This window comes from Coprococcus sp. AF38-1 (genome assembly GCF_003603945.1).
Taxonomy (GTDB): Bacteria; Bacillota; Clostridia; order Lachnospirales; family Lachnospiraceae; genus Coprococcus; species Coprococcus aceti.
This window is the reverse complement of the sequence record NZ_QVGO01000003.1, coordinates 227858-246487: the sequence shown is the minus strand read 5'-3', so window position 1 is coordinate 246487 and position 18630 is coordinate 227858. Positions and strand designations below refer to the sequence as shown.

The 18630-nt window shown below is 44.9% G+C and carries 12 protein-coding genes; all 12 read right to left on the bottom strand.

What is annotated here, in order from left to right; all coding sequences use genetic code 11:
* Nucleotides 1-58: 58 nt before the first annotated feature.
* Nucleotides 59-1138 (bottom strand): DNA-processing protein DprA, encoded by a 1080-nt coding sequence (gene dprA / locus DW025_RS05585; protein ID WP_118757639.1) that lies wholly within the window; start codon nucleotides 1136-1138, stop codon nucleotides 59-61.
* Nucleotide 1139: 1 nt separating this feature from the next.
* On the bottom strand, nucleotides 1140-2672 hold the full coding sequence (locus DW025_RS05580) for a YifB family Mg chelatase-like AAA ATPase (protein ID WP_055279882.1): 1533 nt from the start codon (nucleotides 2670-2672) through the stop codon (nucleotides 1140-1142).
* A gap of 120 nt (nucleotides 2673-2792) precedes the next feature.
* A complete protein-coding gene (locus DW025_RS05575; RefSeq protein ID WP_119999120.1) occupies nucleotides 2793-3683 on the bottom strand; it encodes an ABC transporter permease in 891 nt (296 codons plus the stop codon).
* Nucleotides 3661-4626, bottom strand: a complete 966-nt coding sequence (locus tag DW025_RS05570) for an ABC transporter ATP-binding protein (RefSeq protein ID WP_117548777.1) — start codon at nucleotides 4624-4626, stop codon at nucleotides 3661-3663. Before DW025_RS05570 ends, DW025_RS05575 begins: the two co-directional genes overlap by 23 nt.
* Nucleotides 4626-6935: a hypothetical protein gene (locus tag DW025_RS05565; RefSeq protein WP_119999118.1), complete on the bottom strand. Its 2310-nt coding sequence runs from the start codon at nucleotides 6933-6935 to the stop codon at nucleotides 4626-4628. The genes DW025_RS05570 and DW025_RS05565 overlap by 1 nt, the downstream gene beginning before the upstream one ends.
* Nucleotides 6936-7115: 180 nt before the next feature.
* On the bottom strand, nucleotides 7116-8078 hold the full coding sequence (locus DW025_RS05560) for a TIGR03943 family putative permease subunit (protein ID WP_119999116.1): 963 nt from the start codon (nucleotides 8076-8078) through the stop codon (nucleotides 7116-7118).
* Nucleotides 8079-8106: 28 nt separating this feature from the next.
* Nucleotides 8107-9252 carry a CobW family GTP-binding protein gene (locus DW025_RS05555; RefSeq protein ID WP_119999114.1) on the bottom strand — a complete coding sequence of 382 codons (1146 nt, stop codon included), beginning with the start codon at nucleotides 9250-9252 and terminating at the stop codon, nucleotides 8107-8109.
* Nucleotides 9253-9386: 134 nt separating this feature from the next.
* Complete coding sequence (locus DW025_RS05550) at nucleotides 9387-10298, bottom strand: mechanosensitive ion channel family protein (protein ID WP_117548774.1); 912 nt, start codon at nucleotides 10296-10298, stop codon at nucleotides 9387-9389.
* A 15-nt stretch (nucleotides 10299-10313) separates the two neighbouring features.
* Nucleotides 10314-12197, bottom strand: coding sequence for a GlgB N-terminal domain-containing protein (locus DW025_RS05545; RefSeq protein ID WP_119999112.1), 1884 nt, complete (start codon nucleotides 12195-12197; stop codon nucleotides 10314-10316).
* 19 nt (nucleotides 12198-12216) lie between these two features.
* On the bottom strand, nucleotides 12217-13452 hold the full coding sequence (locus DW025_RS05540) for a DUF1015 domain-containing protein (RefSeq protein WP_055223949.1): 1236 nt from the start codon (nucleotides 13450-13452) through the stop codon (nucleotides 12217-12219).
* A gap of 41 nt (nucleotides 13453-13493) precedes the next feature.
* Nucleotides 13494-14060, bottom strand: coding sequence for an AAA family ATPase (locus DW025_RS05535; RefSeq protein WP_015533536.1), 567 nt, complete (start codon nucleotides 14058-14060; stop codon nucleotides 13494-13496).
* A gap of 192 nt (nucleotides 14061-14252) precedes the next feature.
* Entirely contained in the window at nucleotides 14253-18512 is a 4260-nt protein-coding gene (locus DW025_RS05530) for an Ig-like domain-containing protein (RefSeq protein WP_119999110.1), read from the bottom strand.
* Nucleotides 18513-18630: the final 118 nt, after the last annotated feature.

Below are 18630 nucleotides of genomic sequence, written 5' to 3'. Positions count from 1 at the left end.
AGGTTTCCTGTAATTCTTATCATCCCAGAGCATCTTCCGGCAGTGTTCATTTTCATGGTCAGGCTCTGACATAATAATTTCTTACCAACTGTTTTATCAATCTTTTCTGTTCTAATTCATACAATATCTGAGTCACCTCAGACACTGAAATCCCAGTCTCGAAGCATATATCATCTATATGCCTTGATTCCAAACGTACACAACTATACACTTTTTTCTCTGCAGGCGCAAGTAAATTTTTGTTAAACGCCTTTGATTCAGCTCGGTTTATGCCCATTTCATCAAGTATATCCTCCACCTGTGTGACACACACCGCCCCCATTCTGATAAGTCCGTTACAGCCTCTGCTGCCCGAATCCGTGATCCTCCCGGGAACAGCATACACTTCCCGCCCCTGCTCCAGCGCCTGGTCCGCAGTGATCAGAGAACCGCTTTTTTCCCTCGCCTCAACGACGAGCACACCGGACGAAAGTCCACTGATTATCCTGTTCCTGTACGGGAATCTGAAAGCATCCGGTCTTATGTCAAGCCCACATTCCGACAGCACTACTCCGCCGCCATTTCTTATGTCGTGATATATATCATAGTTCTCCCTCGGATACGGAACATTTATACCACTTCCGAGCACAGCCACAGTCTTTCCTCCGGCCTTCATGGCAGCTCTGTGCGCAGCACCATCTATTCCCAGTGCCATTCCACTGACTATAGTAACCCCTGATGCTGCAAGCTCCCCCGACAGCCTGTCGGCAGCTTCCCTTCCGTACACAGAGGCCTTTCTTGCCCCTACCACCGCAACCGCAGGGTCCAGATCCGCCAGCACATCCACATCCCCTGCTGCAAACAGAAGCATAGGGGGATCCGGTATATCATACAGCTTCCCGGGATACAGCTTATGTCCCGGATAAATATATGTAATGTCATTTCTTCGAAGCTCCTCTGCATATGCCGCAACTTTCCCGGCATCCCTGTGTTCAAGGAATCCGTCAGCCTGAGCCTGTGTGAGTTCATCCCGAAGCTGTTCCTCAGAAGTGTTCCACAGTCCTCTTATACCTCCGTATTTCATGGCAACGTTCATCTTCACAGTGTGAGTCATTCTGCTTATCATCCCAAACCAGAGATAAAGTAATTCCTCCGTCATGTCACACACCTCCCTGAATGTCCGCATTTCTGAAGAACACCGCTTCTCTCAGGTGTTTTATCCCGACCTCAGGATCTCCATCGAGATCCGCAATAGTCCTGGCTATCTTGAGTACCCTGTATGCTCCTCTCGCAGTCATATCCATATCAGCAAAACAGTCCTCCATGAAATTCTTTGCCTCGCCGTCAAGCACTACATATTTACTACATAATGCCGAATCCATCTGGGAATTGAACCGTATATTTTCACCGCTGAACCTTTCACTCTGTATCCTCTGGGCTCTCAGCACACTCTCCCTCATTTCTGCTGAATTCTTCCCTGTCCGGCCACCAAATAACTGTCTGCAGTCCACCTTCCTAACATCCACATTTATATCTATCCTGTCAAGCAGAGGCTTGCTTATCCTGGCATTATAATTTCTGATCTGCCTGACCGTGCATGTACACCTGTTCATATCCGGGTACTGTCCGCAGGGGCATGGATTTCTCGCCGCAACCAGCATGAAGTCCGCAGGAAATCTGTATATTCCACCAAGCCTTGATATACTGACCTCACCGTCCTCAAGGGGCTGTCTCATGACCTCGAGCACGTTCCGGTTAAACTCCGGCAGCTCATCGAGAAACAGCACACCACCGTGTGCAAGACTGATCTCTCCTGGTCTCGGATTATGCCCGCCGCCGGACAGGGCATGCAGGGATATCGTATGATGAGGTGCCCGGAATGGACGGCGGTTTATTATATGACAGGATTCATCCAGAAGCCCCGCCACACTGTACACCTTCGTTATCTCTATACTCTCCTCAAGGCTGAGTCTCGGAAGTATCGTCGGGATACGTCTGGCTATCATGGATTTGCCTGCCCCGGCGGGGCCTGTCATGAGTATGTTGTGCATTCCCGCCGCGGCTATCTCCACTCCACGTTTAAGGGATTCATGCCCCATTACCTCAGAGAAATCCACTTCAGCTTCATCCCCTGACGTATCCAGCATGGCTTCTACATCAACATATTCAGGCTCTATGGTCTGTATACCACTCAAGTGATCGACCAGCTCTCCTATACTTGTGACCGGTATAACAGTCATCCCACGTATAATGGCGGCCTCCCTGGAATTCCCCGCCGGCACTATACAGCTCCTCACACCTTCGCTGTACGCAGAGTGAACTATGGACAGCACACCGCTCACCGTATTCACATGTCCGTCAAGCCCCAGCTCTCCAAGGATAAGTATGTTCTTTATATTGTCTGTTGGAATAACGCCCATGGACGCCAGCATACCCGCTGCGATGGGCAGATCGAAGGCAGTGCCTTCCTTTCTGATATCCGCCGGAAAGAGATTGATCGTTATTCTCTTCGGAGGAATGTTGAAACCGGAATTGCGCAGTGCAGTCCGGACCCGTTCTCCTGCTTCCTTCACGCAGGAGGACAGGTATCCGACCATATTCATAACGGGAAGCCCATCGTGTATATCCGTCTCCACTGATATGAGCGTCCCGTCGATTCCCTGTACAAGTCCACTTAATACTTTACTATACATAAGCAAGTGCTCCTTCCCGCTCTGCCGAGCAGCCTCTCCATCGGAGCACATATTACACTAAAAAGGATATCCCATAATCAAACACAAGTCAAACTCCATTTTGTATACCTGTTTGGAATATCATATCCTTGACTTTTTCCTTTTTCTGCCGCCCTTAATCAGCTTCACCGAAGCCACCTTAAGCAGCACAAATGATGCTGCGAGATTCACACACACTGAGATCACGGCCATATGATCCACCACGAAATTCGTGTATTTACCGTATCCCGTCATGGTTTCCACCACAGATTCATCCTCGAGCAATCTGACGAAATTTTCTGCTATCCATATGGCAGGATTGACTGCATAGCACACTGCCTTTCCCATCATATAAGCAGCATAACTGCTTCTTGAACCGTCCGACATATACATCATGGATTCAAAAACTTTTCCTATCGCATATGATAAAAACACAACAGCCGCTATAGTCACTATGGTTGATATGGCCGCCGACACAGAAGTTCTCTTCACGCAGGAGTAAAATATTCCGATACTACCAACGTATATATCTATAAAGAGAACCATTCCAAGGTATTTGAACAGTTCGTCCCAGCCCATTCCTCCAACTATGAATGCAACCGCCATAAACGGAAGAGTTGCTATGACATACATTGCCGTGGTGGCAACTGCCGACAGGAGCTTTCCGGCAACTATCGATATAGGTCTTACCGGAGTCGTCAGCATGATCTCAAGCGTCTGTCTCTCCCTCTCACCGGATATCGAGGTGGATGTGATTATCGGAACTATGAGTCCTATTATGCACAGCTCACACACCGCAAGCACAGGAAACATCTGTGCAATATTTGAATAATATACCTGATATGCTGAGCCTCTGCTCGTCATGAAGAGCATTCCGACAACCAGCGCAAACAAGCAGTTGATGACTGTTATCGTCACGACCATTCTGGCACTTCTCGCATTTACCAGAATATCCTTCTTCAATATGGGATTAATAATTGTTCTTCGCGCCACGATTCTCACCTCCCGTAATCTTAAGGAACAGGGATTCCAGATCTTCCTTCTCCCTGAAAAACTGATGAACGTGCACACCGTTGTCCACAAGACTTCTGAGAAGCTCGGCGTCAGACTCCCTCGTGCCTGAATAATAGACAAGAATTTCTCCATCTTGTATACTTATGCGATCCACATTGAATCTTTCCTTCACAATGACAGATATCCTGTTGGCTGAGGCCTCCGCATCAAGTCCCAACATATATCCCTTTATCCTTACAGGAGGCATGTTCTTATCACCATTTACAATCTCATCCACGCTTCCGCTGGCCACTATCTTTCCGTGGTCTATGACACCTATACTCGTACACATCTCTGAAAGCTCCGGCAGAATATGCGAGCTTATCACGATGGTCTTGCCCATCTCCTTCAGATCACGCAGTATATTCTTCATATCATGTCTTGACCTTGGATCCAGACCCGAACTCGGCTCATCGAGCACCAGAAGCTCGGGATCATGTATGAGCGCTCTTGCTACACAAAGTCTCTGCTTCATACCTCTTGAAAGGCTGTCGACGAACTCGTCCTTTTTATCCTGAATGGCGACAAGCTCCAGATATTTATCTGCGACCTTCTCCACTTCCCGCTTGCTCATGCCGTACATGGAGCCATAAAAATCCATGTACTCCATGACCTTCAGATTGTCGTACACACCGAAAAAGTCAGGAACATATCCTATCTTCCGTTTCACATCCGCAGGTCTGCCAAGTGCGTCTACACCGTCTATGGTGACCTTTCCCGATGTGGCTTTAAGGAGTCCGCACATGATCCTCATGGTTGTCGTCTTACCGGCACCATTTGGTCCGACAAATCCGAATATCTCGCCCTTATCAATATGAAGGTTCATATGATCGAGCGCAACAAACTTTCCATATCTCTTGGTGAGTTCTTCTATATCAACCATTACCGGACACCTCCCCTCGCACTGATATGTGGAAGGTAACTGTCCACATAATAATCTCCCTGCTGAGGAGATATAAATCTCATAGCCAGGCATCCGTCCGACATATATTTGTCAAGTTCCTGCCCCTTTATGATCGTCTGTCCATCGGCAAATACCGTGTCATATTCGTCGGTCTCTCTGTTGAGCATCTGCACTACGACCTTGTTCTTGCCGCTTCCCGCCTGGGTCTTATCGTATATCAGTTCCGTTATATCATCATTCTTGCCAAATCTGATGTTAACGTCCACGGTTTCAGAATACATCAACAGATCGTCATCACCATAATCTGATCCGCCGATTCCATTCTCATCCCTGTCATAAATGCTGTAATAATAAACTCCATCCACATCCTCATATTTAAGGGTATCTATGTCGTATACCATATAGCTGCCATAATTTTCCGTATCGGCATCACTCATCATATCCGGATCCCGCTGTATGGTTCCCCACACAGCCACAACGCCGTCATCTGCAGCGAGTCTACTGTACTGGGCAAGCCGGAGCTGCATGTAATAATTTCCGGACCATTCCGTCGACGATTCTTCATCTCCGAAATAATCCTCACCATACTTCTTCGTGTAATATGATCTCATTCCGTCAAGTATGGAGCCGCCGTCAAATTTGTGGGTATTCTTCCTGCTTATCCGTATGGTATCTCCCGCTCTCAGGACATCAGCAACGTAATAATATCCCTCGGACATGACCACAAGATTCTCCACATCGTACGAGGTGTCATTTGTCAATGTTCCCTCAAAGCCATCTGTATATAATGTCAAATTCTTCCGAATCCTTCCAATATCGTTGCTTCCAGCAAAGCTTGCATTAGCTGATATAGTGCCAAATGAACGATTGCTGTAATAATTCAGTGTAACGCCATCTTTTCCATCATTTTTTACCGCATTGAGATTGTCATAAAAGCTGGATCCCATGGAATCATCCATCTCGATGTTGGAATATTTGCTGTTGATGTCTATCTTGTATTGGCCTGATCTGCCGCCTATTATATATGAATATGCATCCTCCCGCTTGGTATCACCGCTTATATCCGCAGCCACAAATGTAAGTCCGATAGGCTTTGTAACTCTGTACTTGAGGCTTACCATATATATGGCACCTGTACCGATAATTGCACATACCGGGATAACTCCCCATATGAGCTCCTTCTTTTTGAGCCTGCTGAGGACGATGTACGCCACAGGGCCACACACAATGATATATATGATCAGCACGATCATAATGACAACAGGTGACGGGGTCTTTCTCTTGTTTGCTGCATTTGCCACATCATATCCATAATATGTGCCTCCATAATACCAGCCTCCATCGATCCAGTTATGTGTCATATCCGTAAAGCCCGCCTCCAGAGCAGCCTGCGCCTGGGCAGTCTTATCCTTCTCATCAGTCTGTGCAAGTGAATATGGGAGCACCACGATCCTGCCATGTCCCATATTCAGATAGTACCCATCTGAGCCGTCCAGCTCATGTACCTTTTGTGTGTCATTAACAGCGGAGACAAAGTCCCCGTCAAAGCTGCTGAGTTCATTTTCACCTGACGATTTTGCCAGTATCATAGCTCCACCACTGTACACCCATTGTTTTATGGCAGCACTCTGCTTCTCTGACAAGCCCGACAGATCATAATCATCCACCAACAGATACTCTATAGCCTCCATTCCCTCCTCGGACTCAGGAATATCTGAAGGTGACAATGCAACCGTCTCTACCTTTGCATTATCATACACATTGTCCATGGAAACATCCTCTATATAAGACATGGCATCCTGTCTGTCACTAATCACTCCCACTGCGGCTACCATATCATTGCCCTCTATACTCAGCGAATCCCGCTCTGAGTACACCAGCACTCCGTCGCTGTCCTTGATCTCAACCTTTGCTATGCCGGAGCCCATATTGTCGACACAGAATTCCAGCGTTGTATTTTCACCCGCCTTGAATTCCACATCTTTGGCATATGTCATATTCTTTGTGCCAAAACCCTCGGAATAGCTCGTCTGCACAGACACATTTCCCGCAAAATCTGTGTCACACACAATATCCAGCCTGATAACACTGCCTCTGTCATTTACCGCATATCCATTGAGTCCATACTTTAGCTGTATATCAAAATCAGGGTTATTTTCAATTATCCTCTGTTCAACCCGTCCATATGCACTATCTGTGTTCGTTTCCGCCATAGCTGGACAGATCATACCTCCAAGCAGCATAAGTGCAACCGCACCGCCACACGCAAGTTTCGCCGATCTGATCATAAGTCTTTCCTTCCAATTTGACTTTATTTTTTACACTAAACTTATAATAAATTCTGCCGGTAAATAACGCAACTTACACTTTCGTAAGGACACGTCAAAGCTCTTCCGGCATTCTCCGGCCGCGCAAAAAAAGCTCCCCGGATACATCAAATATCATGTATTCAGGGAGCTGCTCAACTCTTAACTGAAATATACTACCTCTTCATCAGGCGCACTTGTGAGCGTGACCTTCTCTGCTGTGAGAACAGGTCCTTCACCTTCAAAATCTGGGTAATACTCGTAGCCTATCTTGGCTATGACATCAACCCACTGTCTGTCCACAAGATTCTTAGCACCCTGATAATAGCACTTGAATCCGACAAACTGGATATCCTCAACACAGCATGTCATGGCGAATCTTCCAGGAACAAATGCATTGCTGCCGTACTGCTTAGGTCTAAACACCATGGCCTTGAAGTGGATCTTCTTGCCGTCGTATCTCTCTTTCATGTCAGATGCATCCACATACCAGATACCGAAATCGCCATCCGGCAGTTCTATCACATCTGCGCTCACATCGTATGGCAGATCCTCAGGTTCATTTGTCTCAGGTGCAATGGAGCCATCTTTCATCTCAAAGATGATCTGTGCTCTTCTGTTCACCGCCTTGATGGATCTTCTCCACTCAGGAATCTTGGAATTCTCATCACATCTGTTGAAGATGACCATATCCGCACTGTTGAACTGCTCAACCATGGTTGCCTTCATGTTCTGTGAGTACACATCGTATGTCTCCGCATTCACAAATGAGATAACCTGGACAACCGTCCATCCCTTTGGAACCCTTATCTCAAATATCTTATCGAGCTTCCACATACCATTGTACTCGATCATGACCTGTTCCGGATTGTATTTGTCCTGAAGGTCAAGGAGATGGTCTGTGGTGAGCTGATCTTCCTCTATGAACTCTGTATATATATTAGCCTTCTTCAGAGCCTCAAGATCATACTCCTCCTCTCCGTCCTCACAGACGAGAAGAAGTGTCTTGGCTCCACCTGTAAAGCCTCTGTCCATCAGGGTCTCCTTGGCAAAAGTTGTCTTACCGCTCTCAAGGAATCCCATGAACACATATACAGGTATCTCTTTATTCTGACGTCCCATCATATTAACTCCTTATCATAGAACAACCTGCTTAAACCTCGAACAGTTCTGCAAGGTCGTCCTCCTTAAGCTTGCTTCCTATTACGCAAAGCTTACCAGTGATGTCAGCCTTGCCCTTTCTGATCTCGAACTCGCCTGGTACAAGATCAAAGTACAGCCACTCACCTGCATCGCTAGGAACGATACCCTTTGCTCTGAGGATAACACCGTACTTCTCTGTGTCAGCCAGAGTGTCAAGGATCTCTCTGAGCTTGTCCTCATTGTACTTGTGTGGTGTCTCCTTGCCCCAGCTTGTAAATACCTCATCTGCATGATGATGGTGGTGATCATGGTCATGGCAGCCACATGTACACTCATCGCCATGGTCGTGATCATGATGATGATCGTGGTCGTGGTGATGCTCGTGCTCGTCGTGATCGTGGTGATGCTCGTGCTCATCGTGGTCGTGATGATGCTCATGGTCGTCATCATGGTCGTGATGATGGTCATGGTCGTGACAGCCACATGTGCACTCATCGCCGTGGTCGTGGTCATGATCATGTCCCTTCTTAGCCTCATCCATCATTGTCTCCTCAAGAGACTTGTAGTTCTGCATAGCCTCTCTGATGGCTGCTCCATCGATCTCATCCCATGGAGTTGTGATGATGGTTGCATGATCGTTCTTCTCTCTGATCATGGCTACAGCCTTCTCGATCTTATCCTGTGTGGTTGTCTGTGTTCTGCTCAGGATGATAGTGTTGGCACTCTCGATCTGGTTGTTGAAGAACTCGCCAAAGTTCTTCATATAAATCTTAACCTTTGACACATCGGCAACTGTTGTGTAGCTGTCGAGCTCAACATCAAGATTGCCTGATACATCCTTTACTGCCTTGATAACATCAGACAGCTTACCAACTCCTGACGGCTCAATGATGATCCTGTCAGGCGTGTAATCTGTGATAACCTGCTTGAGTGCAGTACCAAAATCTCCGACCAGTGAACAACAGATACAACCTGAGTTCATCTCTGTGATCTGAACGCCGGCATCCTTCAGGAAACCGCCATCGATTCCTATCTCACCAAACTCGTTCTCTATGAGAACCAGCTTCTCGCCCTTAAATGCCTGCTCAATAAGTTTCTTGATCAACGTTGTCTTACCGGCCCCAAGGAAGCCTGAGATAATATCAATCTTTGTCATATCAATCACTCCTTAAACAAATTTATATTAAGACTGTGCAGTAAATACACAGTCTTTGATACCTACATCCACATGATTATACTCGATTGCCTTTATTTTTGCAAGAAATCAAGCATTTTATGTGTGTTAATGAACTATTGTCTCATGTGCACATCCACCTGATTGAACGGAATCTCTATGCCGTTCTCATCAAATGCCTTCTTGAGCTTCCACATGGCATCCCACTTGGCATCGAAAAACTTCTCTATCGTCGCATAGAACTTCACATACATATTGATACCGCTGTCAGCAAATTCATCTATATAGAAGAGAACCTGCTCATCCTTAAGGAAACCGTCAACATCCTTTATGGTCTCAAGTGTGACTCTCTTGACCTTCTCCATATCGGAGTCATACGCAACGGAAAATGGTATCTCCACTCTCCTCATATCGTGCTCAGTCACATTCACAAGGGATGTATTGGATATGTTACCATTCGGTATGACGACTGATTTGTTGTCGAGGGTTATAAGTCTTGTATAGAATATATCTATGGACACTACTGTTCCCTCACAGTGGGTATTGTTCTCCACTATATAATCTCCGACCCTGAATGGCTTCAGTATGAGTATCAGCAGCCCGCCCGCAAGATTTGACAGACTTCCCTGGAGTGCAAGTCCAAGGGTAACGCCTGCTGTACCGAGTATGGTTATGAATGATGTGATCTGAAATCCCACGATACTCGCCGCAGTGAGCACGATCAAAACATTCATGACGATCTTGACCGCCGATATGAAAAATCCTGCAACACTCGGATCAAGCTTTGATCTCTCGAAGCTCTTCCTGAGTATCTTGAGCAGAAGTTTCACCAGCTTGAAGCAGACAACCATGAATATGACCGCCACTACTATACTGCCCAGCTTGGACATGCACCAGTCTGTAAGCTTCTGGATATATTGTCCTATGATGCTCACCTGATCCGTTGCCTCCTTCACAGCATCCCCGACCACACTCTCTGTGGTCGCAGTATCAGCCGCCATGTTATACAGATCACCAATCAATAGCATAAATGTCTATTCCTCCTATTTTACATGGGCAAACACTGCAAATGACAGTGCAGGAGCACTCACTTCTATCACGCCATCCGCAGCAATCTCATATCCTTTGTTATTGTTGCCCTCGCCTCCGTATTTCAGGTTATCACTTGAGAAGATCTCTCTGTACTTTCCATCCGTCTCAACCGGAAGCTTATATCCTGTCACATTTTTAAGTCCGAAGTTGCAGACAATATACACATCATCTGCGACATCCAAACCATGTCTTACAAATGATATTACCTGTCCCTTCTCCTGTATATCAAGTGCACTGCCGGCAAGGTCCCTGCCATCACCGCACAGAGCATTCTTTGTATCGTATAATTTGTTGAGTTCCTTTATATATTTCTGAAAATAGCTGTTTGCATCGAACTCAAGAACCGACCAGTCGATCTGGGTTCTTCCGTCAAACCCGGCAAATCCGCCTAATTCCTGTCCCATAAACGTCAGCTTTCTTCCCGGTAGTGACATGGTGAGACCAAACAGAAGTCTGAGATCAGCATACTTGTCCTCATAGCCACCCGACATCTTGGATGCGTAACTTCCACGCTCATATGCAACCTCATCATGGCTGAGCGCCCATACGGTATCATCCTTCTCATCAAATGGTATACCACATGTATAATCCGTAAAGCTTCCTCTGTTCACAGGAGGTATCATCATGAAATCTGTCACTCTGGACACAGCCTCATTATTCCACCTGAGATCTGTCATAACATCATCACCTGCAGTACCGAGGTTTGTTCTCAGCGCTCTTATAAGCTCCTCATCCTCCAGCCTTACTCCGTCCAGATGATATGTATCTATCCAATATGAGATACAATCTACATCCCTCACAGATACCATATCCATGATAACGCCTATTCCCTTGCTGTGGAAATGATCGACCATGGCCATGAACTCCGTAGGTGATCCAAATCTCGATGTCGGAGCGAACATTCCCACGGTATCATAACCCCAGCCATTGTCATCTCTATATTCCATAAGTGGCATAAACTGTATGTAGTTGTATCCCATATTCTTCACGTACATGGCAGCCTCTTTGCCAAATTCGAGATAGTTAAGAGGATATCCATCTGAGTTTCTCTTCCATGTCGGCATGTGGACCTCATATATATTTACCGGGGCAGATACACTGCCTCTCTTCTTCATATATGAAGAGTCTGACCAGCTATACTCAAGCTTTGCAAGTACCGACGCATTTCCCGGTGCCACCTCATAAACCTCAGCGTAAGGGTCTGCAAATATATCTGTATTTCCATCTCTGTATAATGCCTCGAATTTGTATCTGGTATTCATGAGATCGCCCGGAATGAACAGCTCAAACATATCAGTGTAGTCAATCCTTCTCATAGGATTCACGCGTCCATCCCATCCATTGAAATCTCCGACCACACTGACCCTGGTTGCCCCCGGCATATTCATGCAGAACGATACACCCTGTACACCATCGAGCGTGATCTGTCTTGCTCCAAACAGATCCTTTACATGGAAATCCGACAATATTCCATCGTCTCCATTTACCACCTTCATGACATTGACCGGATCCACGCTGTATCCGAATGAATACGGATCATAGAATTCAGCCGCCTGCTCGCCTTCTGTTATGAGCTTATATGCAAATGCCCCGCTATCCTCGATCTTCACTGTAAAAAATCCCTGTGAACCTATCTCGGTCATAGGATATTTTAATATCGGCTCGCCCGTTTCTTCATTTATCCTGAGAACAAACGCAGCCGTAGCCCTCGGAAGGTATGCATTTACATAGCAGTCATTAAGACACTGGTGCATACCAAGAATATGATGAGGGTTGCCATGCGTACCCCTTGTTATCGCTGCAACCTCATCTGATTTCAATACAAATATCTCCATAAAACCCCTTCTCCTAATGTTAGTCTATCTTGTGTATAAATATTCCGCTTCTGAGCTTTGGCTCAAACCACGTTGACTTTGGAGGCATGAGAAGTCCCGCATCTGCAATGTCGAACAGTTCAGTGATGGATGTCGGATACATCGAGAATGCAACCGCCATTCCTCCATCCACCAGACGCTCAAGCTCTGCAAGTCCTCTGATTCCACCTACGAACATGATCCTCTGATCAGTTCTCGGATCCTGTATTCCAAGTATCGGTGCAAGCACATTATCCTGAAGTACCGATACGTCAAGTCTGCCCACGACATCATCCGGAACAATACCTTCTCTGACATCCAGTCTGTACCAGCTTCCATCCATGTACATTCCCACCTGTCCTTTGACCTGTGGTTCCACCGGAACATCACTGGCTGTCACATCAAATATCTTTGAAACCTCATCCATGAATTCCTGCTTGTCATGTCCGTTGAGATCCTTTACCACTCTGTTGTACGGCATGATCATAAGCTGGTCATGAGGGAAAAGTACAGAGAGGAAATAATTGAATTCCTCATCCCCGGTATATCCCGGATTCTTCTCTCTCATATGGATTCCCGCCTTGACGGCCGATGCCGCCCTGTGGTGTCCATCCGCTATATAGATATCGTCCACTCCTTCAAATGCAGCTCTGATGGTGTCTATATCTTCCTGGCCATCTATTATCCATACGTTGTGAGTGATCCCGTCAGGTGATGTGAAGCCGTACAACTTATCACCCTTCTTCACTCTATCGATGATCTCGTCAACCTTATCTATCGCTCTGTACGCAAGGAATATAGGTCCCGTCTGCGCTCCGCATGCCTCGACATGCTTTATTCTGTCTATCTCCTTGTCCTCTCTGGTATTCTCATGCTTCTTGATGACTCCATTCATATAGTCATCTATAGAAGAACATGCCACGAGTCCTGTCTGATGCCGGCCATCCATGATAAGCTCATAAATATAATAGACTGGTCTGCGCTCCATGATATATGTTCCATCATCTATCATGCCCTGAAGCAGCTGACCAGCCTTATCATATACACATGGAGCATATGTATCCACATCTGGTCCAAAGGATGTCTCTGCTCTGTCCACTTTCAAAAATGATAATGGTTCGCGCTTGACCTCTATCTCTGCTTCCTGACGGTTATACACATCGTATGGCAAGGCAGCTACTCTGCCTGCAACATCTGGTCTCGGTCTATAGGCTCTAAAACTTCTGATTGTTGCCATATTCTCTACTCCTGTCATAAATATTTTATTGTATGTGCCAATTAACCTCTTACAGCCTTGACAACCTTCTTGATCGAATCCTCATATTCCTCCTCTGATGAGTTCTCGAAAATGAAGAGATCCTTGATGTTTGTAGGCGGATTGAAGTTCTGGCTGTTGATGTACTCATCCCAGTGCTCAAGCTTCCATGTATCCCTGTCTGAAGCTCTCTTGATCATTCTCTCATGACATACATCTTTTCTTGTATTTACCCAGATAACGAAGAGCTCTGCATCTTTCTCTGCAAGCTTAGCGCGAAGATTGTCAAGATACTCATCATCTCTGATCTCCTCTGTAAACGGAGCATTGATGAGAACTGTATCATTGTAATCCAATGCCTCAAATGCAAGATCCAGCACACAGTAATACTCGTAATCTCTGATCTCCTTCTGGAAGAAATCTGATGAACGGTTGTACTCCTGTCCGGCAACTACAAATATCTGCTTTGAAAGCACGATAAGTGTATCCTTGTCAAGGTATACACAATTGTGAAGTGCCTTTGCAACCTGCTTTGAAATAAATGTCTTTCCACATGCTGGTGGTGATGTAACTAAAATAAGCTTCTTCATATCTATAAATGCCTCCATGTAAATGAAATCAATTTTTCTAATAGTTTATCACAATTGCTATTTGCTTACAACATTTTTTAACGTTAAATAAAAATAAAGAACAGCAAAGAACAATATACGTAAAAAACCGTCAGACCTGTTTTGCAGGCCTGACGATTAAGATCATATATTCCAACTATATGTTGTTATATTTTATTTTACTATGATTGTACACTTTGCGTACTTACCACTGCCATCCTTAGCCTTACATTTAATTACCACACGGCCCTTCTTCTTACCTACTACTGTTCCACTTGTTGTTACGGTAGCTATCTTCTTATTTGAAGAAACCCAGATAACTGCCTTGTTGTTTGCAGTTGCAGGACCTACTGTTGCCCTGAGTGTTATCTTTCCCTTTCTCTTTATGGTTGCTGTCTTCTTGTTTAACTTGATCGAAGAAACCATAATAACTGAATTGATTGTACACTTGGCAGTAATATTGCTTCCGTCCTTTGATTTACATGTGATAACTGCCGAACCCTTTCCAACAGCCTTGACAACTCCTGTTGACGAAACTGTTGCAACCTTGGTGTTCGATGATGACCATGTAACCGCCTTATTGTTTGCCGCTGCAGGACCTACAGTTGCCTTGAGTGTGAATGTAGCACCCTTCTTGATAGTCTTGTTTGTTGCATTGAGCTTGATGGATGTTACAGGCTGTGAAACCGTAACAGTACACTTTGCAAGCTTGCCGCTTCCATCCTTAGCCTTACATGTGATAACTGCTGTTCCCTTTGATACTGCTTTGATCGTACCATTGTTTACTGTTGCTACCTTGCTGTTAGAAGTTGTCCACTCAACATTTCTGTTATTTGCGTTAGCAGGAGCTACAGTCGATGTTATTCTGCCCTGTTTACCCACAAACAGATTCAGTTTTGTCTGATTAAGTTTTATTCCTGTAACCGGCTGGTTAACTGTAAGTCTGAGAGCTGCCTTGGCCTTTCTTCCTTCAATGCCTTCGACAGCCTCGCATGTGATTGTCGCTGTACCACGGGATTTTGCTGTTACCTCTCCATTCTGATCTACAGATGCTACTGCTTCACTCGAGCTTGTCCACTTCAGCTCTGTTTTTGAAGCATTCTCCGGATTGAGAGTCACATTCGGGGTAAACTTATCACCTACATTCACAGTCTTAGTGCTCTCACCCAATACTATTGATGATATCTGCTGGACTACTGTAACTTCACATGTTTTTGATACTCCACTTCCATCTCTTGCAGTACATGTTATTGTTGTTGTTCCGGCTTTAACACCTGTTATTGTTCCGTTTGATACTGTTGCAACACCCGGATCACTTGACTGCCATATAACATTTCTGTCATTTGCATCTTCTGGAAGTACGGTCTGCTTAACAGTATCTCTCTGTCCTACATACAGAGTAAGGCTTTCTTTGTCTAAATCTATCGAACCAACATACCTCTTTACTGTAAGTGTGAACGAATTGGTCTTCTCACTTCCATCCACTGCTGTTGCAGTGATTGTTGTCTGTCCTCTTTCGAGTGCAGTTATGAGACCATCCTGGTCTATAGTTGCAACATTTTCATCTGATGATGTCCAGATGACTTCCTGATTCGATGCAGTTGCAGGGGATGCAGTGCTTGTTACCTGCAGTGTATCACCAGCATATATTGTTGTCTTGTCTCTGTTTATTCTAAGGCTTGTAACTCTCTGCTTTACTGTAATGTTGCAATCCGCATACTCATCATCTGAAATTGAAAATCTGATAACAGCAGTTCCTGCTGATCTGGCAGTAACTGTAGCCTTTGTCTTATCTGTTGAACTATATGACACCGAAGCAACGTTTGTATCTGACGATGTCCACTTCAAATTCTTGTAAATACTTGCATCATCCGCATCGATAACAGCCTCAAGTGATACTGTTCTGCTTTCCGTATCTGCTCCGAGCAGCAATTCTGCACTGTTCATATTGAGAGTCAAACCTTTTACAGGCGGCTGTACAGTCACATGACACTTGCCGTACACCTGCTCAGTATCAACAGATGTACATATGATATCAGCTTCTCCCGGATTGACTGCCTTCACATTTCCCTCGGCATCGACCGTAGCAATGCTCTCATTTGATGATGACCATACAACGCTCTGCTCCACTGCAGTATTTGGAGAAACCGTAGCAACGAGATTACTGCTTCCACCTGCAATGATCGTCATTCTAGACTGTGAAAGTGTCACGCTGTTTACTCTCTGTTCAACATTTACCTGAATTACTGTCTCTACATCAGGATTATCAGTTGATGTAAAATGAAGGAATGCGATTCCTGCACCTCTTGTTGTTATAGTCTTACTTGATGTATTAAACGACAAAACCTTATTGTTTTCTTTGCCATCCGCATCAGTAACCTTACAAGTGAATCCTGATATCTCTTTGGACGCAAGACCATCCTCGGTAACACACTTTACATCCAGCTTCTTAGAGCCATTTCTTGGATATGTTCCACAGTCCATGTTGATGACTGCGCCATTCTCGTATGTTATCTGGTTGCCTGCATCATCCTTCTCGTTCTGATCTACAAGATAAAGTCCGGTAACAGGCTTGTGACACTCCATATTCACATATCCTATAGCACGATCATTCAGCAGAATGTTAATCTGAGCTGTTCCCGCCGAAACACAGGTCAGTTCTCCTGTCTCCCTGTCTATCTGTGCAACTCTTTCATTTGACGAACTCCATGTTATGTTCTTGTGTGGATTCTTTTCGTCATCCGTAGCTGTAAGTGTAGTCGTATCACCAACTCTGAAGCTGAGTGTAGAACTGTCTGACTTTACAACATTTCCATCAGTTGTATACCATACTGTGACCTTGAGCGGGTTAAGAATGTTGAGTGTGAACTTGACCTTCCCCATTCCTGCTCCTGTATAGTAATTGTATGTAATCTTCTCCGCATCCGGCTCCGCTGTAAATATATATCCATCAAGCTGTCCTCCGGTCACGGATGACGCCTCATTGCTGGCATCTATGCCCTGTATTCCTGCGTATCCTGTAGTATTCTTGTTTCGTTTATGAATTTCAACCCCATTATCATCTGTTAAAGGCTTGCCGTTGTTATCTACAGCAACAGGAAGTTCATAGTCATACCACGCCTTATGCAAACCATAGTCTTTTGAAAAATCGCTAAAATCATAATCATAGTTCGTAGTATCAAGTGTTATATCCCTGCTATTCCCACTGCAACTGAACACACCATCATCGCCATAAAGTTTAGGACACACTGATATATCTATGGCCACAAGATTGTTGTTGTCAATCTCAAGTTCTTTCAGGTCAGGATGACCATCAAGCTTTATACCCTGGATATTATTGTCTGAAATATAAAGCTTCTCCAATAAACTGTTTGATACTATATCAAGCTCTGCAAGAGAATTTGATGATGCGTCAAGATTAACCAGATTGGTGAGAGTAGATACATCAAGCTTATTTATGCCAGTATCCTTGACATAAAGCTCTCTAAGTGCTGTATTCGCAGTAAAATCCACCGCACCCAGAACATTGCTGCTGACATCAAGGTAGCTAAGACTTGTGTTCTTTGACACATCTATTGATGTAAGTCTCGTGTTAGAACAATCAAGTGTTGTAAGCGCCGGGGTATTGTCTATGTTCAGCTCAGCCACATAGCTATTTGAACAATCAAGCGAACCAAGGACTATATCACCGGATACGTCAAGCTTGGTAATTGACGAACGAACAACAACTCCACTGTCGCTCTTTGCTCCAGCACAATAAAGATTCTTAAGCTTCTCATGACCTGACACATCAAGGACAGGCAGTGAACGCATGCTGTCACAATAAAGTGTTGTAAGCTCCATGTTTGAGCCAAGATCAAGTGTTGATATGATGGTTCCACTTACGCCAAGCACCTTAAGCCCCTTCATATTGCTGACATCTATCGATGAAAGGTTTGTTGAATTGGCATTGAGCAGTACAAGATTATTGTAATCAGCCAGAGATGTAAGGCTTGTGATCTTGTTTCCACTTATATCAAGATATGTAAGTTTCTCTGCACTTACCGGCAATGTCAGACTGTCTATTCTGTTACTTGAGACATCTATATATTCAAGATTCTCAAGATTCTCTATATCAAGATTCCTTATAGACTGCTCATTACAATCCAGCTTTGACAGATTGGTGAACAATTCTACGCCATTCAAACTTGATATAGCAGGAGAACACTTCGAAACATCTATAGATGTTACATTCGAGATCTCCGCATCTGACAGATAACCATTACTGTCTGTATCGAAATTACTCGACACATAGCTTCTAAACGACGAATCCGTAAACGTGTCAGCTATGGATACGCCATCATCCGCTGCATAAACCGGGCCAACACTGGCCAGTGACTGGACAATCATCGCTGCACTCACAGCCGCTGCCAGCCATCTCTTCCCTTTTCTCATAAAATACCTCCCTTAGTAATTCATGGTTTATTTACAATTAATCTAATTTTAGTATACCTGTTTGTGCAATGTCAACATAATGTTATCAATAATACTGCATAATATAACGCCATGCAAA